The sequence below is a fragment of the Pseudomonas sp. RW409 genome, assembly GCF_003184125.1.
In the GTDB taxonomy this organism is placed as follows: Bacteria; Pseudomonadota; Gammaproteobacteria; order Pseudomonadales; family Pseudomonadaceae; genus Aquipseudomonas; species Aquipseudomonas chlororaphis_I.
In genome coordinates, this window is record NZ_QHHP01000007.1 from 75,815 (window position 1) to 99,736 (window position 23,922).

The 23,922-nt window shown below is 62.9% G+C and carries 20 protein-coding genes; 15 read left to right on the forward strand and 5 right to left on the reverse strand.

The window, feature by feature from the left end:
• The first annotated feature begins 62 nt into the window (after positions 1 to 62).
• The 4 genes from der to DK261_RS07655 all read left to right on the forward strand — a co-directional run bounded on the left by der (position 63) and on the right by DK261_RS07655 (position 4,127).
• Positions 63 to 1,535, forward strand: coding sequence for a ribosome biogenesis GTPase Der (der, locus tag DK261_RS07640; RefSeq protein WP_038634893.1), 1,473 nt, complete (start codon positions 63 to 65; stop codon positions 1,533 to 1,535).
• 190 nt (positions 1,536 to 1,725) lie between these two features.
• Positions 1,726 to 2,874 carry a pyridoxal phosphate-dependent aminotransferase gene (locus DK261_RS07645; RefSeq protein WP_038634890.1) on the forward strand — a complete coding sequence of 383 codons (1,149 nt, stop codon included), beginning with the start codon at positions 1,726 to 1,728 and terminating at the stop codon, positions 2,872 to 2,874.
• Positions 2,862 to 3,659 (forward strand): amidohydrolase, encoded by a 798-nt coding sequence (locus DK261_RS07650; RefSeq protein WP_038634887.1) that lies wholly within the window; start codon positions 2,862 to 2,864, stop codon positions 3,657 to 3,659. Before DK261_RS07645 ends, DK261_RS07650 begins: the two co-directional genes overlap by 13 nt.
• Positions 3,660 to 3,713: 54 nt before the next feature.
• The gene (locus DK261_RS07655; protein ID WP_038634883.1) at positions 3,714 to 4,127 is read left to right on the forward strand and encodes a hypothetical protein; all 414 of its coding nucleotides are present in this window, start codon (positions 3,714 to 3,716) and stop codon (positions 4,125 to 4,127) included.
• 66 nt (positions 4,128 to 4,193) lie between these two features.
• Here DK261_RS07655 and leuA read toward each other — a convergent pair whose 3' ends face one another.
• The 4 genes from leuA to DK261_RS07680 form a co-directional block, all read right to left on the reverse strand.
• Entirely contained in the window at positions 4,194 to 5,873 is a 1,680-nt protein-coding gene (gene leuA / locus DK261_RS07660; protein WP_009050632.1) for a 2-isopropylmalate synthase, read from the reverse strand.
• Positions 5,874 to 6,208: 335 nt separating this feature from the next.
• Positions 6,209 to 7,030 (reverse strand): peptidoglycan DD-metalloendopeptidase family protein, encoded by an 822-nt coding sequence (locus DK261_RS07670; protein ID WP_110175519.1) that lies wholly within the window; start codon positions 7,028 to 7,030, stop codon positions 6,209 to 6,211.
• 3 nt (positions 7,031 to 7,033) lie between these two features.
• The gene (xseA, locus tag DK261_RS07675) at positions 7,034 to 8,413 is read right to left on the reverse strand and encodes an exodeoxyribonuclease VII large subunit (RefSeq protein WP_016703483.1); all 1,380 of its coding nucleotides are present in this window, start codon (positions 8,411 to 8,413) and stop codon (positions 7,034 to 7,036) included.
• Positions 8,414 to 8,506: 93 nt separating this feature from the next.
• Positions 8,507 to 9,409, reverse strand: a complete 903-nt coding sequence (locus DK261_RS07680) for a LysR family transcriptional regulator (protein WP_110175520.1) — start codon at positions 9,407 to 9,409, stop codon at positions 8,507 to 8,509.
• A 102-nt stretch (positions 9,410 to 9,511) separates the two neighbouring features.
• On the opposite strand from DK261_RS07680, the gene DK261_RS07685 reads away from it, so the two are divergent.
• From DK261_RS07685 to DK261_RS07710, 6 genes are all read left to right on the forward strand, one after another.
• Positions 9,512 to 10,279 (forward strand): sulfite exporter TauE/SafE family protein, encoded by a 768-nt coding sequence (locus DK261_RS07685; RefSeq protein ID WP_110175521.1) that lies wholly within the window; start codon positions 9,512 to 9,514, stop codon positions 10,277 to 10,279.
• Between the two features lie 143 nt (positions 10,280 to 10,422).
• On the forward strand, positions 10,423 to 10,971 hold the full coding sequence (locus tag DK261_RS07690; protein ID WP_009050627.1) for a hypothetical protein: 549 nt from the start codon (positions 10,423 to 10,425) through the stop codon (positions 10,969 to 10,971).
• 195 nt (positions 10,972 to 11,166) lie between these two features.
• Positions 11,167 to 12,636, forward strand: a complete 1,470-nt coding sequence (gene guaB, locus DK261_RS07695) for an IMP dehydrogenase (protein WP_009050626.1) — start codon at positions 11,167 to 11,169, stop codon at positions 12,634 to 12,636.
• Between the two features lie 99 nt (positions 12,637 to 12,735).
• On the forward strand, positions 12,736 to 14,313 hold the full coding sequence (guaA, locus tag DK261_RS07700) for a glutamine-hydrolyzing GMP synthase (protein ID WP_016703480.1): 1,578 nt from the start codon (positions 12,736 to 12,738) through the stop codon (positions 14,311 to 14,313).
• A 290-nt stretch (positions 14,314 to 14,603) separates the two neighbouring features.
• Positions 14,604 to 14,885 (forward strand): hypothetical protein, encoded by a 282-nt coding sequence (locus DK261_RS07705; protein ID WP_053269833.1) that lies wholly within the window; start codon positions 14,604 to 14,606, stop codon positions 14,883 to 14,885.
• 2 nt (positions 14,886 to 14,887) lie between these two features.
• Entirely contained in the window at positions 14,888 to 15,409 is a 522-nt protein-coding gene (locus tag DK261_RS07710; RefSeq protein WP_110175522.1) for an AlpA family transcriptional regulator, read from the forward strand.
• A gap of 18 nt (positions 15,410 to 15,427) precedes the next feature.
• Here DK261_RS07710 and treR read toward each other — a convergent pair whose 3' ends face one another.
• On the reverse strand, positions 15,428 to 16,132 hold the full coding sequence (treR, locus tag DK261_RS07715; protein ID WP_009050622.1) for a trehalose operon repressor: 705 nt from the start codon (positions 16,130 to 16,132) through the stop codon (positions 15,428 to 15,430).
• Between the two features lie 337 nt (positions 16,133 to 16,469).
• On the opposite strand from treR, the gene treP reads away from it, so the two are divergent.
• The 5 genes from treP (at position 16,470) to DK261_RS07740 (ending at position 23,844) form a co-directional block, all read left to right on the forward strand.
• Entirely contained in the window at positions 16,470 to 17,912 is a 1,443-nt protein-coding gene (gene treP / locus DK261_RS07720) for a PTS system trehalose-specific EIIBC component (RefSeq protein ID WP_016703477.1), read from the forward strand.
• Between the two features lie 54 nt (positions 17,913 to 17,966).
• A complete protein-coding gene (treC, locus tag DK261_RS07725) occupies positions 17,967 to 19,616 on the forward strand; it encodes an alpha,alpha-phosphotrehalase (RefSeq protein WP_110175523.1) in 1,650 nt (549 codons plus the stop codon).
• 107 nt (positions 19,617 to 19,723) lie between these two features.
• Positions 19,724 to 20,947, forward strand: coding sequence for a carbohydrate porin (locus DK261_RS07730; protein ID WP_028683311.1), 1,224 nt, complete (start codon positions 19,724 to 19,726; stop codon positions 20,945 to 20,947).
• Positions 20,948 to 21,007: 60 nt separating this feature from the next.
• Positions 21,008 to 23,545 carry a phosphoenolpyruvate--protein phosphotransferase gene (ptsP, locus tag DK261_RS07735; protein ID WP_110175524.1) on the forward strand — a complete coding sequence of 846 codons (2,538 nt, stop codon included), beginning with the start codon at positions 21,008 to 21,010 and terminating at the stop codon, positions 23,543 to 23,545.
• A gap of 2 nt (positions 23,546 to 23,547) precedes the next feature.
• Positions 23,548 to 23,844 carry a PTS transporter subunit EIIB gene (locus tag DK261_RS07740; protein WP_041984315.1) on the forward strand — a complete coding sequence of 99 codons (297 nt, stop codon included), beginning with the start codon at positions 23,548 to 23,550 and terminating at the stop codon, positions 23,842 to 23,844.
• Positions 23,845 to 23,922 lie beyond the last annotated feature (78 nt).

Here is a 23,922-nt window from a genome sequence, read left to right on the forward strand (position 1 = left end):
AGCACCAGCCGCTGCCTCGCAGCGGCTTTTGTATTTTCTGAATTAACGCAGTGGAGAGCCGCATGGTTCCCGTAATCGCCCTGGTGGGCCGACCGAACGTCGGCAAGTCCACCTTGTTCAACCGCCTGACTCGGACTCGCGACGCCATTGTCGGCGACCTGTCCGGTCTGACCCGTGATCGCCAATACGGTGAGGCCAAGTGGCAAGGGCGTACCTACATTCTGATCGACACCGGCGGTATCTCCGGTGACGAGCATGGCATGGACGAAAAGATGGCCGAGCAGTCGCTGCTGGCCATCGAAGAAGCCGATGTCGTCCTGTTCCTGGTAGACGCCAAGGCCGGTTTCACCGCGGCCGACCAGATGATCGGCGAGCACCTGCGCAAACGGAACAAGACCTCTTACGTGATTGCCAACAAGGTCGACAATATCGACCCGGACATGGCGCGTGCCGAGTTCGCTCCGCTGGGCATGGGCGACGCGATCCCGATCGCCGGTGCTCACGGCCGCGGTATCACGCAGATGCTGGAAATCGCCCTGCGCGAGTTCCCGAAAGACGACGCAGACGAGCCGGAAGAGGGTGAGGAAGAAGTCGTAGCCGAAGGCGAGGAAGCCAAGCGCATTCCGGGCCCGAGTGAAAAAGACGGGATCAAGATCGCCATCATCGGCCGGCCGAATGTGGGCAAGTCCACCCTGGTCAACCGCATGCTCGGCGAAGACCGGGTCATCGTCTACGACCAGCCCGGTACCACCCGCGACAGTATCTACATTCCCTTCGAGCGTAACGACGAGAAGTACACGCTGATCGACACCGCCGGTGTGCGCAAGCGCGGCAAGATCCACGAGGAAGTCGAAAAGTTCTCGGTGGTCAAAACCCTGCAGGCGATCAAGGACGCCAACGTGGTGATCTTCGTCATGGACGCCCGCGAAGGCGTGGTGGACCACGACCTGAACCTGCTGGGCTTCGCCCTGGAAGCAGGCCGGGCCCTGGTCATCGCCCTGAACAAATGGGATGGCATGGACCCGCGCGAGCGTGACTATGTGAAGACCGAGCTGGAGCGCCGGCTGTTCTTCGTCGACTTCGCCGACATCCACTTCATCTCGGCGTTGCACGGCACTGGCGTGGGCAACCTCTACCAGTCGGTGCAGAACTCCTTCAAGTCCGCGGTAACCCGCTGGCCGACCAGCCGTCTGACGCAGATTCTCGAAGACGCCGTGAGCGAGCACGCGCCACCGATGGTCAACAACCGTCGCATCAAGCTGCGTTATGCCCACCTGGGTGGTGCCAACCCGCCGCTGATCGTGATCCACGGCAACCAGGTGGAGAAGGTGCCGAAGTCTTATGTGCGCTACCTGGAAAACACCTACCGGCGTGTTCTGAAGCTGGTCGGCACGCCGATCCGCATCGAATTCAAGGGCGGTGAAAACCCGTATGAAGGCAACAAGAACACGCTCACCGACCGTCAGGTCAACAAGAAGCGTCGCTTGATGACACACCACAAGAAGGCCGAGAAGAAGCGCAAGGACAAGCGCTGACACAGCGCTTCGAGTTGCAAGCCACAAGCTACCAGTAAAAAAGCGGCAGGGCTTGCAGCTTATGGCTTACAGCTTGTAGCTGCGATTAAAAAGGGTCCTTGAGGGACCCTTTTTTAATCGCCGCCCTTTGGGCTATTCTCGGGACCTCCCCGTGCCGCCGTAGAGCCGGGTGTTCAGCAGGGAATCACCCATGATCACCAGTAAGCTGCCGAATGTCGGCACCACCATCTTCACGCAAATGTCGCAGCTCGCCGTGGAAACCGGCGCGCTGAACCTGTCCCAGGGTTTTCCTGATTTCGATGGTCCGCAGGCCCTGCGCGATGCGGTCGCCCGGCATATCGCCAGCGGCCACAACCAATATGCGCCAATGACCGGCCTGCCGGCCTTGCGCCAGCAAGTGGCGGCCAAGATCGCCCGCAGTTACGGCGTGCAGGTGAATGCCGAGACCGAGGTAACCATCACTCCGGGCGCCACCCAGGCGATCTTCTGTGCCATCCAGGCGGTGATCCAGCCCGGTGATGAAGTGATCGTCTTCGATCCTTGCTATGACAGCTATGAGCCTTCGGTGGAGCTGGCCGGCGGCCGTTGTATTCATGTGCAGCTGGGCCTGAACGATTTCGCCATCGACTGGCAGAAGCTCGGAGAGGCGCTGAGCCCGCGTACGCGGATGATCATTCTCAACGCGCCGCACAACCCCAGCGGTGCCCTGATCAGCCGTGCCGAGCTGGATCAGTTGGCGGCGCTGATTCGTGATCGGGACATCTATCTGGTCAGCGACGAGGTGTACGAACACCTGGTATTCGACGGCATCCCCCACGTCAGCGTGCTGGCCCATGAAGAGCTGTACCAGCGGGCATTCGTGGTCAGTTCCTTCGGCAAGACCTATCACGTGACCGGCTGGAAAACCGGCTATGTGGTCGCTCCACCGGCCCTGAGCGCCGAGCTGCGCAAGGTGCATCAATATGTCAGCTTCTGCGGCGTGACCCCTTTGCAGTACGCTCTGGCGGACTACATGGCCGAACACCCGGAACATGTCGAAGAGCTTCCCGCTTTCTATCAGGCCAAGCGCGACCTGTTCTGCGACCTGCTGGGGCCTTCACGATTCAGCTTTACCCGGGTGGCCGGTACTTACTTCCAACTGGTGGACTACTCGCAGATCCGCCCGGACCTGAATGACGTCGAGATGGCGATCTGGATGACCCGCGAGCACGGCGTCGCGACCATTCCGGTCTCGGTGTTCTACCGCGAGCCACCGCAAGGACAGCGTCTGGTAAGGCTATGCTTTGCCAAACGTGAGGAGACGCTGCGTCAGGCAGCGGAGAAGCTATGCGTGATCTGAGTGCTTTACCCAATCTGAACGTGGCGCTGGTCCAGACCTCCCTGGTCTGGCACGACCGCCAGGCCAATCTCGAGCACTTCGAGCTGTTGCTCGAGCAGGCCCGGGGCGCCGACCTGATTATCCTGCCGGAAATGTTCACCACCGGATTTTCCATGGAGTCCGAAGCCCTCGCCGAGGCGGAAAACGGTCCGACCAGCAAGTGGCTGCGCATCCAGGCCGCCAGGCTCGATGCGGTGGTCACCGGCAGCGTGATTATCCAGGCTGCTGACGGCAGCCACCGCAACCGCCTGCTATGGGCACGTCCCGACGGCGAGGTCTGGCATTACGACAAGCGTCATTTGTTCCGCATGGCGGGCGAGCATGATCACTACACGCCGGGCGAGCGCCAGGTGCAGTTCGAACTCAAGGGTTGGCGGGTCAGGCCGCTGATCTGCTACGACCTGCGTTTTCCGGTATGGAGCCGCGATGCGCGGGATACCGACTTGCTGCTGTACACGGCCAACTGGCCGGGGGCGCGGCGTCAGCACTGGAATCGCTTGTTGCCGGCCAGGGCCATCGAAAACCTGTGTTATGTGGCGGCGGTCAATCGGGTCGGTACCGACGGCAAGGGGTTTGCCTACACCGGGGATAGCCAGGTGCTGGATTTCCAGGGCGAGACCCTGCTCAGCGCCGGTGAGGCCGACGGGGTATTCCAGGTCTGCCTGAATGCCGCGGACCTGGCGGCCTATCGCGCGCGCTTTCCAGCCTACCTCGATGCCGACACCTTCGAGTTCACCCAGGCTTAAAGATCTGTCGGGGTGGGCCGTTAAGGGGTAAGAGGATTTTCAGGGAGATTCATCATGACCACTATCAGTGCTGCGAGCATCAATCCATTCCCGCTGGGGGCAGCGCCGCAAAAGCTCAACATCGCCGAGCAGCAGGCCAGCCCGCTCGAGGTGCAGGACAAGAGCATTGCCGAAGACCGCGACTCGGTGAGTGTCGACATGCAGGAATACGGCGCCAAGGCCGATTTCACGTCGTCCACTGCTGACATCGTCGCGCAGTTGCAGAAGCAGATCGACCAGACCGAAAAGACCCTGTCCGAGCAGCAGTCGCAATTGTCCGGGGTGCAGAAGGGGCAGGCGAGCGATGAGCAGAAGGCGCAACAGGCTCTGGAGGTGCAGGCGCAGATCGCGATCACCGCCAACAACCTGCAGGTGTTGCAGGCGGCCTTGCTCCAGGCGCTGACGGCGCGGATCAATACCACTGCCTGAGTGAGGCAATAAATACACAATAAAAAAGCCCCGGATCATCCGGGGCTTTTTTGTCGCCGTAAACCGTCAGGCGGCCTTGGCGTCCAGCTGGCTCAGGGAGCGGTTCAGCGCACTGAACAGGGCCTTGAAGCTGGCGGTGGTGATGTTTTCATCGATACCCACACCGTGCACCGCGCGCTCGCCGTTCACACGCAGTTCGATATAGGCCGCGGCCTTGGCGTTGGTGCCCGCGCCGATGGCGTGCTCGTTGTAGTCCATGATTTCCACCGGAACCGGCAAGCCGGCCACCAGGGCTTCCAGGGCGCCATTGCCCTTGCCGCGCCAGTGCAGGTTGGTCTCGCCCTGGCCCTTGCTGGACACTTCCACTTCCACGGCGCTGTGGCCGTTTTCTTCCTGCAGGCGATGGCTGACCAGCGCGTACGGGGTGTTGGCCTGCAAGTATTCGCTGTGGAGCAGCGCGTGGATCTGCTGGGCGGTCATCTCCAGGCCCAGGCGATCGGTTTCACGCTGTACCACCTGGCTGAACTCGATCTGCATGCGACGCGGCAAGCTGATACCGTATTCCTGCTCCAGCAGGTAGGCGATACCGCCTTTGCCCGACTGGCTGTTGACGCGAATCACCGCCTCATAGCTGCGGCCGATGTCGGCCGGGTCGATCGGCAAGTACGGTACTTCCCACAGGGCATCGGATTTCTGCTGGGCGAAGCCCTTGCGGATGGCATCCTGGTGCGAGCCGGAGAAGGCGGTGTGAACCAGGTCGCCGACATACGGATGACGCGGGTGCACCGGGATCTGGTTGCATTCTTCGACCACTTTGCGCACGCCGTCGATATCGGAGAAGTCCAGCTCCGGATCGATACCCTGGGTGTAGAGGTTCAGGGCCACGGTGACCAGGTCGACGTTGCCGGTACGTTCGCCGTTGCCGAACAGGCAGCCTTCGACGCGGTCGGCGCCGGCCATCAGGCCCAGCTCGGTGGCGGCTACGCCGGTACCCCGGTCGTTGTGGGTGTGCAGGCTGATGATCACGCTGTCACGACGGTTGATGTGGCGGCCGAACCATTCGATCTGGTCGGCATAGATGTTCGGTGTGGCGACTTCGACGGTGGCCGGCAGGTTGAGGATCACCTTGTTGGCTGGCGTCGGGTTCCAGACCTCGATCACCGCGTCGCAGACTTCCTTGGCGAACTCCAGCTCAGTGGCGCTGAAGGTCTCTGGCGAGTATTCGAACTGCCATTGGGTTTCCGGCTGCTGGGCGGCGTATTTGACGAACAGCTTGGCAGCGTTCACCGCGATCTCTTTCACGCCTTCCTTGTCCTGGTTGAAGACAATGCGGCGGAACGACGGGCTGGTGGCGTTGTACAGGTGGACGATGGCTTTCTTCGCCCCGCGCAACGATTCGAAGGTACGGGCGATCAGGTCTTCACGGGCCTGGGTCAGCACCTGGATGGTGGTGTCGTCCGGGATGTGGCCGCCTTCGATCAGGGTGCGCACGAAGTCGAAGTCGGTCTGCGAAGCGGCCGGGAAGGAGGCCTCGATTTCTTTCACACCGACGGCGACCAGGGTTTTCCAGAAGCGCAGCTTCTTCACCGCATCCATCGGCTCGATCAACGACTGGTTGCCATCACGCAGGTCGGAACTGCACCAGATAGGCGCGCGGGTGATGGTCTTCGACGGCCAGGTGCGGTCCGGCAAGTTGATGGTCGGGAACGCGCGGTACTTCGAGGAAGGGTCTTTGAGCATGCTCATGGGAAAATCCTTATTGTCCGGGCCGAAAAGAGGCGGCCTGCCGGTGAATCAATGGGTGTGCTGTTTGAAGCAGGGGACGAGGTACCGCGACTCAACCTGGCAGTCGTGCGCTGACGAGGCAGAGGCTTCGGTGTTGGCGGCGCTGAATGAGGGTGTGAGAGGTTTTCATGCCCTCAACCCTAACCATTGGGGTGAAAGATGGCAAGCAGTCGAAAAAAATTGAGATAAATCTCTTAAAGCGGAAGATTTTCGATATTTTATTCTGCAAGGTTGGCGGCTGCTTCGATCTTATTGCGCAGACTTTTGAACCTGCGCAATCCCTGCGGGAGTCTGACTCAGGGCTGGAAGGCCCCGATAAAGATCGCCGGATCGACCCGGGCATCGTTCAGGCTGACGTTCCAGTGCATGTGCGGCCCGGTGGCGCGCCCGGTGGAGCCGACTTTCCCGACCACGCCGCCGCGGGCCAGTTGCTGGCCGACCTTCACGTCGATCTTCGACATATGGCAGAACATGCTGATAAAGTCCTGGCCGTGGTCGACGAATACGGTGTTGCCGTTGAAAAAGTAATTGCCGATCAGGATCACCTTGCCGGCCGCGGGCGTCTTGATCGGCGTGCCGGCGGGCACCGCGAAGTCCAGTCCGGCGTGCGGGTTGCGCTCCTCACCGTTGAAGAAGCGGCGAACGCCGAACTTGCTCGACAGCGGGCCGCTCACCGGCTTGTCCAGCAGCAGATTGCTCGGGGTATTGGGGCTGAAACTGCGGTAGGCGCGAACCTGTTCGGCCAACTCGGCGTCGATGCGCTTGAGGTCGGCCGGATCGGGGTTGACCTGGCGTTTGTTCTTTAGCGTGATGTGCTGTTCCGGGTATTTCTTGCTGCCCACACTGAAGTTCAGGTTGCGACCGCCAGCACTGATCTGCTGGGGGCCGGGCTTGACGGTCAGGGGGATGCCGACAATCGCCAGCCAGTTGTTCTGTTCCTTGATCACCAGCAGCGGTTTTCCCTGGTAGCTGGCCTTGGGCGCCTGGGCGGCGCTGCCCAGGTCGATCACCGCCACGCCGCCGGGCACTGGTTTGTTCAGCAGGCGCGTGATGTAGCTATCGGCGTGGGCGTTGAGGGTCAGGCACAGCAACAGCAGGGAGCTCAGAAAACGCGGCATGGATCAATCCAGTAAAGAAAGGGTGACAGGCGTCAGGTGATTGTCCTCGACCCGGACCTGCAGTTCGCCTTCGCCAAGACGGGCCTTGAGGCGCTGGCCCGGCTGAGTCTGTGCGGCGCTGCGAATGGCCTGGCCGCGCTCGTCCAGCAGGATGCTGTAGCCACGGCCGAGGGTGGCCAGCGGGCTGACCACATGCAGGGTCTGCACCTGGCTTTGCAGTTGCAGGCGGCGGGACTTCAGGCCTTCGCGCATGGCCCGTGGCAGGCGTTCGGCCAGGCTGTCGAGGCGCTGCCGCAACAGCGCCAGCTGACGCCCGGGGTGCTGGCCGGCGAGCCGGGTTTCCAGGCGGATCAGGCGCTCGCGACGGGTATTGAGGCTGCGCTCGAATGCCCGGCGCATGCGCATGTCCAGGTCGTCCAGACGCTGCGCTTGCTGGCGCAGGCGTTCACCGGGGTGACGCAGGCGCCGGGCCATGCCTTCCAGGCGCAGGCGATCACGCAGCAGCCGATCGCGCATGCGCATCACTAGGCGTCGATGCAGGCTTTCGACCCGATGCCGCAGGTCGCTGGAGTCCGGTGCGAGCAATTCGGCCGCTGCCGAGGGCGTTGGTGCGCGCACGTCGGCGACGAAGTCGCTGATCGAGACGTCGGTTTCATGACCCACGGCGCTGACGATTGGCGTGACACAGGCATCCACCGCCCGGGCCACGGCTTCTTCGTTGAAGCACCAGAGGTCTTCCAGGGAACCGCCGCCACGGGCCAGGATCAGTGCGTCGAAGCCCCGGGCATCGGCCATTTTCAGGGCGCGGACGATCTGCGCGGTCGCCTCACGGCCTTGCACGGCGGTCGGGATCAGGGTCAGGGCCACGTGCGGCGCGCGGCGCCGGAACACGCTGATGATGTCGCGAATCACCGCGCCCGTCGGTGAACTGATAATGCCAATGCGCTGGGGATGGGCCGGCAGCGGCACCTTGCGTTCGGTGCTGAACAGGCCTTCGGCGCTGAGCTTTTCCTTCAGGGCATCGAAGGCCAGGCGCAGGGCGCCGTCGCCGGCCGGTTCGACCGTATCGAGGATCAGCTGGTAGTCGCCGCGGCCTTCGAACAGCGAGACCTTGCCGCGCACCTTGACCGCCAGGCCGTCCTTCAGCGCCTGGCGTACCCGCGCGGCATTTTGCCGAAACAGCGCGCAGCGCACCTGGGCATTGCTGTCCTTGAGGGTGAAATACACATGGCCGGACGCCGGGCGGGCGAGGTTGGAGATTTCGCCTTCGACCCAGATGTTGCTGAACACGTCTTCCAGCAACACCCGCGCACGGCCGTTGAGCTGGCTGACGGTCAGGACTTCGCGGTCCAGGCCGAGTCTTGCAAAGGGATCTTTAATCATGGGGCGCAGTTTAAAGGCATTCGGCAAACAATCTCCATGGATCGAAACAAAAGGAGACGATGCCTTTGTCGGCCTCGAATACTCCTTCAGTGGTCAGGGCGTGAGGGCGGCGTGGAAGTGTTCGATGAACTGCTTGACCAGAGGTGTCGGGTCTTGCCGGCAGGCGAGGGCGACCGTGCTCTGGCAGGCCGGGTCCGCCAAGGGCAGGAAGTGCAGGCTGGCGGGTGCAATGTCTTGCATCGATTCGGGCAACAGGGCGATGCCGAATCCGGCCTGGATCAACTGCAACTGCGTGGTCTTGCGCGACAACACCCGCGCCGCCTTGGGGAAAAAGCCCTGGCGCATGCACAACTCGGCCGACAGGTAACTCAGGCCTCCACGCTGTGGATGGGGAATGGAGATAAAGGCTTCGTCGCGCAGTTGCGCCAGATCCACGCCCTGCTCAGGAGGATCCGATGCCAGAGGGTGACCCGGCGGCACCGCCAGCAGCAGGCGCTCGCTGAACAGCGGCGTGATCCGCACGCCCTCGCGCTGGCGCAGTACCGGCAGCCGTAGCAGGCCGATATCCAGCCGGCCTTCGGCGACTTCCTCCAGCTGCGCTTCGGAAGACAGGGTGGCGATGTCCATCGAGACGCCCGGGCACTGCTCCAGATAACCGCTGATGGCCTGCAGCAAGCGGCCGCTCATGGACACCGTGCTGGAGTGGCTCAGGCGCAATGTCCCCAGTTGCCCATGGCCGACCTGGGTTACCAGCTCGCTGGCCTTGTTCAGCTCGTCGAGCAGGTTGCGGGCGCGCGGGTAGAAGGCTTCACCCGCCGCCGTCAGCCTGGGCAGGCGCGCGGTGCGCTCGAACAGCGGGGTCTTGAGATGGGTTTCCAGTTCCTTGATCTGCCGGCTGAGGGCGGACTGGGCAACGAACAGGCGTTCGGCGGCGGCGCTGAAACTGCCGCTGTCGGCGATTTCCACGAAATAGCGCAGTTGGCGGGTTGAAATCACTCGTCATGCCTTTTTGAGATGGGTTGCTGGCTTTGATGATATTAGTCGCAAGGCTTGTGGCTGGCTAAAGTCATTCCTTGATTAAAGAAGGATGGCGAATCGATGAGCATGGTCGAGTTGTTGGGGCAGTGGTCGTGGGGAGCGAGTGGCTGGTTGGCGATCGGCCTGGGAATCGCCCTGGCTTATATCGTGTTTGGCATTGCCGGGTTTGGTACGGCGCTGGTGGCCGGGCCGGTGCTGATCCTGTTCATGCCGCTGTCGAAAATAATCCCGCTGCTGGTGCTGCTGGATTTTGTCGCCGCCTTTGGCAATCTCTTGCCATCGCGGCGGGAGGTCGATCGCTCCGAGCTGGTACGCCTGCTGCCGTGCATGGCGCTGGGCTGCACCCTGGGGGTGATCTTCCTGCTCAACCTCAAATCCGACCTGTTGCTGCTGTTGATGGGGCTGTTTATCAGCGCTTATGCGGTGTACAGCCTGTGGGGCAAGGCACGACCCAAGGCGCTGGCGGCGGGCTGGGCGATTCCCATGGGGACCGTGGGCGGGACATTCGGGGCGCTGTTCGGCAGTGGCGGCTTTTTATATGCGATCTATCTGAACAGCCGCCTGTCCAAGGATGCGGCGCGGGCCACCCAGAGTGCGTTGATCAGTTGCAGCACGGTGGTGCGCCTGAGCCTGTTCGCCATTGCCGGGGTTTATGCGCAGCTGCCTTTATTGCTGCTGGCGCTGTGCTTGTTGCCGGCGATGGCGCTGGGCTTGTGGATGGGGCGGCGGCTGACGATGAAGCTGTCCCGCGAGGCGTTCGTCCGGCTGGTGACCTGGCTGGTGCTGGCCAGCGGCATTGCCCTGATCGGTCGTTACCTGAGTACTTGACCTGTGGGGTTCAGGGATTAAGCTGCGGGCCCTCGGATCTACCCGGCATGTCGACTTCTACACTTATTAGTAGGTATCGGCTCACAGGCGTACCGTCCGAACAGGCGACGCAGACTTCCCTTCAAACGCTTCAGGCCCCACCCATGAACTCGCAAAGCATCATCGTCCCGAAAATCTCCACCTTGCCGGTTCACGAACCCCGCGCCCGGGCGATCGTGCGCTGGCTGGTGCGCAAGAACATCGTCGAGGAAGCCTTGAGCACCTGTGGCCGTACCGGCAATCGCATGGCGCACGCCATTGCCCCGGGCGCGCGCGAAGTCGTGCTGCGCCCGGAGGCCTTGCCCTTCGGCGAACCGGTCAACGGCCTGGAGATCATTACCAAGCGCTGCATCTACACCCCGGCCAAGGGGTTTCTCGAGGAAGCGGGCTGCGCCGAGTGCCGCCAGGAAGTGGGGGAGGCGCTGTTCGAGAGCCTGGAAGACTGGATGCCCGGGCGCACCGATAACTTCACCTGCCCCGAGTGCGGGCATGAAGATGACATCAACGGTTTTCTGTTCTTGCAGGAGTGCGGGTTTTCCAACCTCGGTTTCATCTTCAACAACTGGGCCGAGGCCGGGTTCAAGCAGAGCTTTCTCGACGAGTTCGCCGAATGGCTGGATCAGCCGGTGAGCTGGGTGAAGGTGGAGTTGTAAGGGGATTTCGGCAACCGGGCCCGGGTGCTGGATTCATCGCCGGCAGGTGCAATGCTGGCCCGCGAAACAGACGCTGCGTTCCGGCAAATTCCCCATCCATCACCCCGTTGATAATAGACAGAGTTTTACATTGAGCCCGGGTAGGTGTCTGAGTATAATGGCGCGCTTCCATTTTCCCGCTCGGGAGCCCCCGCGATGCTGCGTATCAGCCAAGAAGCTCTGACCTTCGACGACATTCTCCTAGTGCCTGGTTATTCCGAGGTGCTTCCTAACGAAGTCAGTCTCAAGACCCGTCTTACCCGTGGCATCGAGCTGAATATTCCACTGGTTTCCGCCGCAATGGACACCGTCACTGAAGCCCGTCTGGCAATCGCCATGGCTCAGGAAGGTGGCATCGGCATCATCCACAAGAACATGACCATCGAGCAGCAAGCTGCCGAAGTCCGCAAGGTCAAGAAGTTCGAAGCCGGCGTCGTCAAAGACCCGATCACCATCGAGGCTGACGCCACGGTGCGCGACCTGTTCGAACTGACCCGCATGCACAACATTTCCGGCGTGCCGGTACTGCACGATGGCGACCTGGTCGGCATCGTCACTTCCCGTGACGTGCGTTTCGAAAACCGCCTGGACGCCAGCGTCCGTGAAGTGATGACGCCTAAAGAGCGCCTGGTCACGGTCAAGGAAGGCGCCGACAAGAACGACGTGCGCGAGCTGCTGCACAAGCACCGCATCGAGCGCGTGCTGATCGTCGACGACAAGTTCGCCCTCAAGGGCATGATGACCGTCAACGACATCGAAAAAGCCAAGGCTTACCCGCTGGCCAGCAAGGACGATCAAGGTCGTCTGCGCGTAGGTGCTGCAGTCGGTACCGGTAAAGACACCGGTGACCGTGTTGCCGCCCTGGTCAACGCCGGTGTGGACGTGGTGGTGGTCGACACCGCCCACGGTCACTCCAAAGGCGTGATCGATCGCGTTCGCTGGGTCAAGGAAAACTACCCGCAAGTGCAAGTGATCGGCGGCAACATCGCCACCGGTGCCGCTGCCAAGGCCCTGGCCGCAGCCGGCGCCGACGCAGTCAAGGTCGGTATCGGCCCGGGCTCGATCTGCACCACCCGTATCGTCGCCGGTGTCGGCGTACCGCAAATCAGCGCCATCGCCAATGTCGCCGCAGCCCTTGAAGGCACCGGCGTTCCATTGATCGCCGACGGCGGCATCCGCTTCTCCGGTGACCTGTCCAAGGCCATCGTCGCTGGTGCTTCCGCGGTGATGATGGGCTCGATGTTCGCCGGTACCGAAGAAGCGCCAGGCGAAATCGAACTGTTCCAGGGCCGTTCCTACAAGGCTTACCGCGGCATGGGTTCGCTGGGCGCCATGTCCCAGGCCCAGGGCTCTTCCGACCGTTACTTCCAGGACTCCTCCGCGGGTGCCGAGAAGCTGGTTCCGGAAGGCATCGAAGGCCGTGTTCCTTACAAGGGCACCCTGACCGCCATCATCCATCAACTGATGGGTGGCCTGCGTTCTTCCATGGGCTACACCGGTAGCGCCAACATCGAAGAAATGCGCACCAAGCCGGAGTTCGTACGCATCACTGGCGCCGGTATGGCTGAGTCCCACGTCCACGACGTGCAGATCACCAAGGAAGCGCCGAACTACCGCGTAGGTTGATGCTTCAAGCAAAACGTTAAATGACCGGGGCTGTTTTATTCAGCCCCGAGTCGTTTCTGAATCACGACTGTTTTCGAATTACCTAGACGAGACTGAATCATGGCCCTCGACATTCATGCCCACCGCATCCTGATCCTCGATTTCGGTTCCCAGTACACCCAATTGATCGCCCGTCGCGTGCGTGAAATCGGCGTGTACTGCGAACTGCATCCGTTCGACATGGATGACGAAGCGATTCGCGAATTCGCTCCCAAAGGCGTCATTCTCGCCGGCGGCCCCGAGTCCGTGCACGAAGCCGATAGCCCGCGCTGCCCGCAAGCGGTGTTCGACCTGGGCGTGCCGGTCTTCGGTATCTGCTACGGCATGCAGACCATGGCCGAGCAAATGGGCGGCAAGGTCGAGGGTTCCGAGCTGCGTGAATTCGGTTATGCCCGCGTCGATGTGGTCGGCAAGAGCCGCCTGCTGGACGGCATCGAAGACCACGTCGACGCCGACGGCCTGTTCGGCCTCGACGTGTGGATGAGCCACGGTGACAAGGTCACCAAGATGCCGGAAGACTTCCACATCCTGGCCAGCACCCCGAGCTGCCCGATCGCCGGCATGTTCAACGACGACCTGCGCTACTACGGCGTGCAGTTCCACCCGGAAGTGACCCACACCAAGCAGGGCGGTCGCATCCTGTCGCGCTTCATCCTCGACATCTGCGGCTGCGAAGCCCTGTGGACGCCGTCGAAGATCGCTGAAGACGCTATCGCCCAGGTGCGTGCCCAGGTGGGCACCGACAACGTTCTGCTGGGCCTGTCCGGCGGTGTCGACTCCTCGGTGGTCGCGGCCCTGCTGCACAAGGCCATCGGCGACCAACTGACCTGCGTCTTCGTCGACAACGGCCTGCTGCGCCTGCACGAAGGCGAGCAAGTGATGGCCATGTTCGCCGAGAACATGGGCGTCAAGGTGATCCGCGCCAACGCCGAGGACCAGTTCCTCAACAACCTGGCCGGCGAAGCCGACCCGGAGAAGAAGCGCAAGATCATCGGCCGTACCTTCATCGACGTGTTCGATGCCGAATCCTGCAAGCTTGACAACATCAAGTTCCTGGCCCAGGGCACCATCTACCCGGACGTGATCGAGTCGGCTGGCGCCAAGAGCGGCAAGGCCCACGTGATCAAGTCGCACCACAACGTGGGCGGCCTGCCGGAAGAGATGAACCTCAAGCTGGTCGAGCCACTGCGCGAGCTGTTCAAGGACGAAGTCCGTCGTCTGGGCCTGGAGCTGGGCCTGCCGTACGACATGGTCTACCGTCACCCGTTCCCGGGCCCGGGCCTGGGCGTGCGCATCCTCGGCGAAGTGAAGAAGGAATACGCCGACCTGCTGCGTCGCGCCGACCACATCTTCATCGAAGAGCTGCGCAAGGCCGACTGGTACCACAAGGTCAGCCAGGCGTTCGTGGTGTTCCAGCCGGTGAAATCGGTGGGTGTGGTCGGTGACGGCCGTCGTTACGCCTGGGTCGTGGCCCTGCGTGCCGTGGAAACCATCGATTTCATGACCGCACGTTGGGCGCACCTGCCTTACGAGCTGCTGGAAACCGTCAGCGGCCGGATCATCAACGAGATCGAAGGCATCTCCCGCGTCACCTACGACGTATCGAGCAAGCCGCCAGCCACCATCGAGTGGGAATGATCCCGGCCGAGTGATCGGCTGCTGATCGTTCAGGCAACAGCAATGGCGATCGAGACCTTCGGGTGTCGATCGCCATTTGTGTTTCAGGGTCTTTAAAACGCCCGGTTTCCAGCCCTCCCGCAATACCAGGAAAGACATGGGCCCATCGTCGCTCGCCTGGCCTGTGTACCCTCGACAGACATTCATCGAATTCCCAGCGGCGGCCTTTGGCGATGCCGGCGTAGGCGTTGAAAGAATTCATGGTTGTCAGTTGACAACCTTTTCATTGTTGACGAGACTGGAGGCCATGGATGGCTCGCACACCTCATCCCAAGAAAGACATTGAAATGGCGCTGCGTTACGCCGAGTGGCAGGGCTGGCGCGTTGAAGTCGGCGGTGGTCATGCCTGGGGCAAGATCTACTGCCCTTACAACAGCGAGGTGTGTCGTTGCGGCGAGTTCTGCATCACCAGTGTGTGGAGCTCGCCGAAAAATCCCCTCCAGCATGCCCGGGCGCTGTGCCGGGTAGTCGACAACTGCACGCTGAATCAGCTGCGCGGCGGGAAAGTCCCGCAACCTCGTCGGGAGTCATGACCATGGAATACCTGTTTACCCTCAACTACCTGCTGCCCGCCCACGACTGCGACCCGGACGTGCTGGTGGAGCGCCTCGGCGCGGGGGGCTGCACCGACGCGCTGGTCGGTACCGGGCTGGCGGGACGCCTGGCGCTGGAGTTCAGCCGCGAGGCCGAAAGCGGTGAGGCGGCGCTGCTCAGTGCCCTGGGCGATATCAAGCGGATCATTCCGGATGCGCGGCTGGTAGAGGCCAGCCCGGATTTCGTCGGCCTGAGCGAGATTGCCGATATCGTCGGGGTCTCCCGGCAGAACATGCGCAAGCTGATGCTCAACCATGCCGGCAGCTTCCCCCTGGCGATCCACGAGGGCAGCGCCTCGCTCTGGCATCTGGCGGAAGTGCTGAGCTGGCTGGAGGCCCGGGGCGGTTACCAGTTGCAGCACCCGGTGATAGAGGTGGCGCGGGTCGCGCAATCCGTGAACGTTGCCAAGGAGGCCCGGCGGGTTGGCACCCCGAGCGCCCAACTGGTGGCGCTGCTGGGCTGAGTGGGCCCGCCGTGGCGGTCAGCGTCGGGCGACGTCAGAGAAGTAGAACTTGTCCAGGGTGTGGCGTGATTCGGTGTACTCGAACTGCCGGCCGTCCTGCAGGAAGGTCTGGTTGCTGACCACTATCACGTGGCTCTGGCCCTCCAGGTCCAGGTGCTGCTGGTCATCCCGGGTGCGTGGAATCGCTTCGATGGTCCGCTGGGCGTAGCTGATCTGCAATTGCAGGGTCTGCTCGATGTAGGCGTAGATCGAGTGCTCGGCAATCTGCCGGTCCAGCCCCGGGATCAACTCGGCGACAAAGTGGTTGATGTCGAGAATCACCCGTTTGCCATCGATACGCCGCACCCGCTTGATGCGGGTAATCAGGCTGCCTTCCTCGGCCTGCAGGTGTTCGCGCAACGCGCCTTCGAGGGGAAACTGGGTGAACTCCACCACCTCGGTGCTGACATCGTTGCCCAGGCGCGGATAGGTTTCCTGGAAGCTGACAATGCCGCCCAGCTGGAACTCGATCGGGTGCGGCGACAGCACAAAAGTGCCTTTGCCATGGATCTTCTGGGCGAAGCCGCGCTCCTGCAACTGCTCGATGGCCTTGCGCACGGTGCCGCGGCTGGCCTGGTAGCTGTCCATCAACTCGGTTTCGGAAGGCAGACGAGCGCCGCGTTCCAGGCGCTCGGTGGTGATGCTGGCAAGCAGATCGCTGTAGATCTGGTTGTATTTACTCATGGGATGGCTCTGTGCCGTCTGCGCTCAAGGCGGGAACCTTAAGGGCCGTGAGCGGATTTGTCTATTTGAGACGCTGGGGTCGAACGCCTGGTTGCGGGTGTTGAACTGGCGATGAAATACCTTACAGCAGTTTAAGAATTTTCTGTCGCGCATGGCGTGCTCTGCCGGAAAACACGGATCTAGAGCGGTTCTTGCGCAGAAGAAACTCACTGCGACCTGTATTTCGGAGCGGCACCGACAAACTCGTCTGTACGAGTTGTTGATTTAACTCGTACAGACGAGTATTTTTCGCTTCGGCGTGCTGCCAATAACAAAAAACCAAAGCGGAAGAACAAGCATGAGCCACGATTACTCCACGATCGCCAGCGAGTTGCTGCACAGCCTCGGTGGCGCCGACAACCTCGAACAAGCCGCGCATTGCGTCACCCGCCTGCGCCTGGCGCTCAAGGACCCGAGCCTGGTGGACAGCGCGACGCTGAACCAGATCGATCTGGTCAAGGGCTCGTTTTTCACCGGTGGCCTGTTCCAGGTGGTCATCGGCCCCGGCGAAGTCGAAAAGGTCTATGCCGCGTTGCGCCAACTCACCGGGCTGGCCGCCTCCACCATCGCCGACGTCAAGCAGAAGGGCGCCGACAAGACCAACGCCATGCAGCGCCTGGTGCGAGTGTTTTCCGATGTCTTCATGCCGATCCTGCCGGCGCTGATCATTGCCGGCCTGCTGATGGGGGTGAACAACCTGATCGGCGCCAAGGGCATGTTCATCGAGGGCCGTACCCTGCTCGAGGCCTACCCGACCCTGGATGGCGTGTGGAGCCTGATCAACCTGATGGCCAACACCTCCTTCGTATTCCTGCCGGCACTGGTGGGCTGGTCGGCGGCCAAGCGCTTTGGCGGCAGCGAGATCCTCGGCATCGTGCTGGGCCTGATGCTGGTGCATCCCGACCTGCTCAATGCCTGGAACTACGGCAAGGCCGTGGCCGGGCTGGAGGGCCAGAGCCTGCCGTACTTCGACATCTTTGGCCTGTTCCAGATCGAGAAGGTCGGCTACCAGGGGCAGATCCTGCCGATCCTGCTGGCGGCCTACGTCATGAGCGTCATCGAAAAATGGCTGCGGGCGCGGGTACCGAACGCGATCACCCTGCTGGTCGTGCCCATCACCACCATAGTGGTCACCGGTGTGCTGGCGCTGGCGGTGATCGGCCCGGTGACCCGGCACCTGGGGATCCTGATCACCGAAGGCGTGGTCACCCTGTTCGAGCTGGCGCCGATGGTCGGCGGGGCGATTTTCGGCCTGCTCTACGCGCCGCTGGTGATCACCGGCATGCACCACATGTTCCTCGCCGTGGACCTGCAACTGATCTCGACCCAGGGCGGCACCTTCATTTGGCCGATGATCGTCATGTCCAACCTGGCCCAGGGCAGTGCGGCGCTGGCGGTGTTCAGCATGAGCCGCAACGCGCGGGATCGCAGCATGGCCTCGACCTCGGCGATCTCCGCCTATTTCGGCATCACCGAGCCGGCCATGTTCGGCGTCAACCTGCGCTACAAATTCCCGTTCTACGCCGCGCTGATCGGCTCGGCGCTGGGCAGCATTTTCCTCTCGCTGAACAAGGTCCAGGCCTCGGCCATCGGCGTCGGCGGGCTGCCGGGGTTCATCTCGATCATTCCCCAGTACATCCCGATGTTCGTGGTCGGCATGGTCGTCGCCCTGGTGGTGCCGTTCGTACTGACCTGCGGCTTGAGCATGAAGATCATCCGGCCGGGGTATCGCGTCGCCTGACAGATCGCGATAAGGCCCCCAAGGCCAGTACCCAACCCATTGAAGGAGCCCGCCATGCAAGACTGGCAGCGTTCGGTGATCTACCAGATCTACCCGAAGAGTTTCTACAGCCACAGCGGCCAGGCCACCGGCGACCTGCTGGGGGTGGTCGACAAGCTCGACTACCTGCATTGGCTGGGGGTCGATTGCCTGTGGCTCACCCCGTTCCTGCGCTCGCCGCAGCGCGACAACGGCTACGACATCAGCGACTACTACGCCATCGACCCGAGCTACGGGACCATGGCCGATTGCGAGCTGCTGATCGCCGAGGCCGGCAAGCGCGGCATCAAGCTGATGCTGGACATCGTGGTCAACCACACCTCCATCGAACATGAGTGGTTCCAGCAGGCCCGCAGCAGCCTCGACAACCCGTACCGCGACTTCTACATCTGGCGCGACCAGCCGAACAACTGGGAGTCCAAGTTCGGCGGTTCCGCCTGGGAGTACGAAGCGCAGACCGGCCAGTACTACCTGCACCTGTTCGACCACACCCAGGCCGACCTCAACTGGGACAACCCCCGGGTGCGCGCCGAAGTGTTCAAGATGATGCGTTTCTGGCGCGACAAGGGCGTGGGCGGCTTCCGCCTGGACGTGATCAACCTGATCTCCAAGTCGGCCGATTTCCCGGAAGACGCCAGCGATGGCCGGCGCTTCTATACCGACGGCCCGAACGTGCACCCGTACCTGCAGCAGATGCATCGCGAGGTCTTCGAGGGCTTTGACCTGATCAATGTCGGCGAGATGTCCTCCACCAGCCTCGAGCACTGCATTCGTTATTCGCAGCCCGAGTCGAAAGAGCTGTCGATGACCTTCAACTTCCACCACCTGAAGGTCGATTACCCGAACCTGCAGAAGTGGATTCGCGCCGATTTCGACTTCCTCCAGCTCAAGCGCATCCTCTCCGACTGGCAGAGCGGCATGCAGGCCGGTGGCGGCTGGAACGCGCTGTTCTGGTGTAACCACGACCAGCCGCGGGTGGTGTCGCGTTTTGGCGACGACGGCGAATACCGGGTGGTTTCGGCGAAGATGCTCGCCACCGCGCTGCACTTCCTCCAGGGCACGCCGTTCGTCTACCAGGGCGAAGAGCTGGGCATGACCAACCCCGGTTTTACCCACATCGACCAATACCGCGATGTCGAGACCCTGAACATCTACCGCCTCAAGCGCGAAGCCGGCGACAGCGAGGCGGACAACATGGCGGCGATCATGCAGAAGTCCCGGGACAACGGGCGCACGCCAATGCAATGGAAGGCCGGGGCCCATGCCGGTTTCAGCAGCGTCGAACCCTGGATCGGCGTGCCGGCCAATGCCGCGCAAATCAACGTTGAGCAGCAACTGGAAGACCCGGATTCGGTGTTGCACCACTACCGTCAGCTGATTGCCCTGCGCCGTCGCGAGCCGCTGATCCAGGACGGCGAGTATCGCCCGCTGCTGGCCGAGCACCCGCAGGTCTGGGCCTATCTGCGCGAAGGGCAGGGCGAGCGCCTGCTGGTGGTGAACAATTTCTACGGCAGCGCCTGCGAAGTGCAGTTGCCGGAGGGAGTGATGACCGAGCGCATGGAGCAGCGCCTGGTCATCAGTAACTACGCGGACCATGAAACCCGCAGCCGCCAGCTGTTCCTGCGGCCTTACGAGTCCTTTGTCCTGCACCTGATCGACCGCTGACAACCTTCCCCGCATGAGCGCGGCGTGCCCGGCACACCGCGAGCTTTCGCTCGCCGGTAGGGGGGCGCCTGCGGGGCACACACAGAATAAAAATAATGGGGTGGCTTATGAAAACAACAATAAATCGCGGCCTTGCAGCCTCTTGCGTCTGCCTGGCCTTGCCGTTCCCGGCCCAGGCCCTGGAGTTCGCCGGTTACCTGCGCAGCGGTCTCGGGACCTCGGTCAACAGCAGCTCGCAGTCGTGTTTCCAACTGCCCGGCGCCCAGTCCAAATACCGCCTGGGCAACGAGTGCGAACAGTACGCCGAGCTGGAACTGCGCCAGGACCTCTACACCCTGGACGACGGCTCGGTATTCAGCGTCGACGCCATGGCGTCGCTCTATAACCAGTACGACCGCAGCCTGACTTTCCAGGGCGACAACGGCTCGGCGCGCATGCCGCAGATGTATGCCCAGTGGTCGAACATGCCCAGCCTCAATGGCGGCTCGCTGTGGGCTGGCCGGCGTTACTACAAGCGTAACGACATCCATATCTCCGACTTCTACTACTGGAACCAGAGCGCCACCGGCGGCGGTATCGAGGACGTGCTGATCGGCGACCTGAAATACAGCTACGCCTTCTCGCGCAAGGACAACCTGTACCAGAAGGACTACATCAACCGGCACGACTTCAACGTCGCCGGTTTCAAGACCAACCCCGGCGGCGAGCTGGAGCTGGGCCTGAGCTACATCGACAAGCCCGACAGCCGCGACGCCCATCGGGGGTGGGCGATCACCGCCCAGCACGTGCAGAAGGACTTCCTGGGCGGCAAGAACAAGCTGGCGTTGCAGTACGGCGAAGGCCCGGGTACCGGGCTGGGTTACACCGGCAATGTGCAACTGGACGACAGCAACAAGAGCTACCGCCTGGTGGAGTTTTTCGACTGGCAATTGACCCCGCGCTTTGGCGGGCAGGTCGAAGCGATCTACCAGAAAGACATCCGCCCCGACGGTAACGACCAGAACTGGATCTCCCTGGGTATCCGCCCGGCCTATGCGATCAGCGAGCAGTTCAAACTGGTCACCGAGCTGGGCCACGATCAGGTCGAGGCCCCCGGCGGCACGCGCAAGCTCAGCAAGTTCACCTTCGCCCCGACCTGGTCGCCCAAGGGCCCGGAATTCTGGGCGCGCCCCGAGGTGCGCCTGTACTACACCTATGCCAGCTGGAACCAGGCCGCCAAGCGCGCGGCCAATGAGCTGGCGGCGGGCTCGGCGCTGTCCGATACCGGCGCTTTCGGCACGGCCAGGCATGGTGCGAACGTCGGATTGCAGGTCGAGTACTGGTGGAAATAAGCGATGCTGTCGGGGCTCGCGCTCCATCGGCACTTACAAGAACAAACAGCAGGTGAAGTCATGGCTACAACCCAACAATTGCAACTGCTCGCGCCGCTGTCCGGGGTACTGATGCCCCTGGAGCAAGTGCCGGATCCGGTGTTCTCAAGCCGGGTCATCGGTGACGGCCTGTGCATCGACCCGACCTCGCAGACCCTGCGCGCGCCGCTGGCCGGAGTGGTCAGCAACGTGCAGGACAGTGGCCATGCGGTGAGCATCACTGACGACAACGGGGTGCAGGTGCTGATGCACATCGGCCTGGACACGGTGAACCTGGCGGGCAAGGGCTTTAGCCGCCTGGTGCAGGAGGGCCAACGGGTCGAGGCCGGGCAGCCGCTGATCGAGTTCGATGCTGACTACATCGCCGTGCATGCCCGCAGCCTGTTGACGCTGATGCTGGTGGTCAGTGGCGAGCCCTTCACCTGGCTGACTGCGAACAGTGCACTGGTGGACAGTGGCCAGCCGCTGTTGCAGTTGAGCCTGGGCGAGCCTGCGCCAAGCACAGAGCCCGAGGAGGAGGGCGAGGCGCTGTTCTCCAAACCCGTGACGCTGCCTAATCCCAATGGCCTGCATGCGCGCCCGGCGGCGGTGTTCGCCCAGGCGGCCAAGGGCTTCAAGGCGAGCATCTGCCTGCACAAGCAGCAGGCCAGCGCCAACGCCAAGTCCCTGGTGGCGATCATGGCGTTGCAGACCGCGCAGGGCGATGCCTTGCAAGTCAGCGCGGCGGGCGCGGATGCCGAGGCGGCGATCAAGGCCCTGGCCGAGTTGCTGGCGAGTGGTTGTGGCGAGGCGGTGAGCGCGGTGATCGCCGCCAAACCTGTGGCGCCGGTTGCCGCGCCATCGGGCAAGTTGCTGCGGGGCGTCTGCGCCTCGACGGGATCGGCCTTCGGGCAGGTGGTGCAGGTGGCCGAGCAGAAGCTCGAGATTATCGAACTCGCCGCCGATCAGGCGGTGCAACGCGAGCTGCTGGAGCGGGCGCTGGCGCAGGCCACCGAGGCCTTGCAAGTCCTGCGGGACAAGGCCGCCAGCACCGCCCAGGGCGAGATATTCAAGGCTCACCAGGAACTGCTGGAAGACCCGAGCCTGCTGGAGCAGGCCCATGCCCTGATCGCCGACGGCAAAAGCGCGGCATTCGCCTGGAACAGCGCCACCGAGGCCTCCGCCGAGCTGTTCAAGGGCCTGGGCAATCCGCTACTGGCCGAGCGCGCCCTGGACCTGATGGATGTCGGGCAGCGGGTGCTCAAGTTGCTGCTGGGCGTGCAGGACAGCGCCTGGGTCCTGCCGGAGCAGGCGATCCTGATTGCCGAGCAGCTCACCCCGTCCCAGACCGCCGGCCTCGATACCCGCAAGGTGCTGGGGTTTGCCACGGTCGGCGGCGGCGCCACCAGCCATGTGGCGATTCTGGCCCGGGCCCTGGGCTTGCCGGCGGTCTGCGGCCTGCCGGTACAGGTACTGGCGTTGGCCAGCGGCACGCCGGTGCTGCTGGATGCCGACCAGGGTGAATTGCACCTGGACCCGAAGCTGGCGGTGATCGAGCAGTTGCAGGCCCGGCGTCAGCAGCAACAGCAGCGCCAGCGCCAGGAGCTGGAACAGGCCGCCGAGGCCGCGGTGACCCGCGACGGCCATCATGTCGAGGTGACGGCCAACGTCGCTTCGCTGGCCGAGGCCGAGCAAGCCATGGACCTGGGCGGGGAGGGCGTCGGCCTGCTGCGCTCGGAGTTTCTTTACCAGGACCGCAGCGTCGCCCCGAGCCATGAAGAACAGGCCGCGACCTACAGCGCCATCGCCCGGGCTCTGGGGCCAGAGCGCAACCTGGTGGTACGGACCCTGGATGTCGGTGGCGACAAACCGCTGGCCTATGTGCCGATGGAGCCTGAAGCCAACCCCTTCCTCGGCATGCGCGGGATCCGCCTGTGCCTGGATCGCCCGCAGCTGTTGCGCGAACAGTTCCGGGCGATCCTCGCCAGCGCGGGGCTGGCCCGCCTGCACATCATGCTGCCGATGGTCACCCAGCTGGCGGAATTGCGGCAGGCGCGGCAGATGCTGGAGGACGAAGCCCTGGCCCTGGGGCTCAAGGAGTTGCCGAAGCTGGGGATCATGATCGAAGTGCCGTCGGCGGCGCTGCTGGCCGACCTGTTCGCGCCGGAGGTGGATTTCTTCTCCATCGGCACCAACGACCTGACCCAGTACACCCTGGCCATGGACCGCGATCATCCGCGCCTGGCCAGCCAGGCCGACAGTTTCAATCCGGCGGTGCTGCGTCTGATCGCCTCCACGGTCAAGGCTGCCCATGCCCACGGCAAGTGGGTCGGCGTCTGCGGGGCGCTGGCTTCGGAACCCCTGGCGGTGCCGCTGCTGCTGGGGCTGGGGGTGGACGAACTGTCGGTCAGTGTGCCGTTGATTCCGGCGATCAAGGCCCGCGTGCGCGAGGTCGAGCTGAGCCAGTGCCAGGCCCTTGCCGGACGCATTCTCGGCCTGGAAAGCGCCGAACAGGTACGCGACGCCTTGCACCAGCATCAACAGTCGACGCTGGCCCCTTCACTGGTTCTGGAGAACTGAACATGTTCGAGAAATTGCAGCGGGCGTTCTGGAAGGCCCTGACCCCGGACCTGGTACCTGACCAGCCGAAAGCCACAACCCGCCCCACCGGCGATGCCATCCTGAGCCCAGAGCTATTGGCAGCCCTGGGCGGGGCGAATAACCTCAAGACCCGGCAGCGCGTGGCCCTGACCCGGGTGCGGGTGGAATTGCATGATCCGACCTTGCTCGATGTTGTGGCCTTACGCAGCGCTGGCGTGCTCGGGACGATGGCGCTGGCGGGAGGCGTGGTGCATCTGCTTGTCGGGTTATCTGCGTAGCCGCTGTCGAGCCTGAGTTTATGCGAGTGCTGCGCACTCGATCGCGAGCAAGCTCGCTCCTACAGGACTGCATATTCC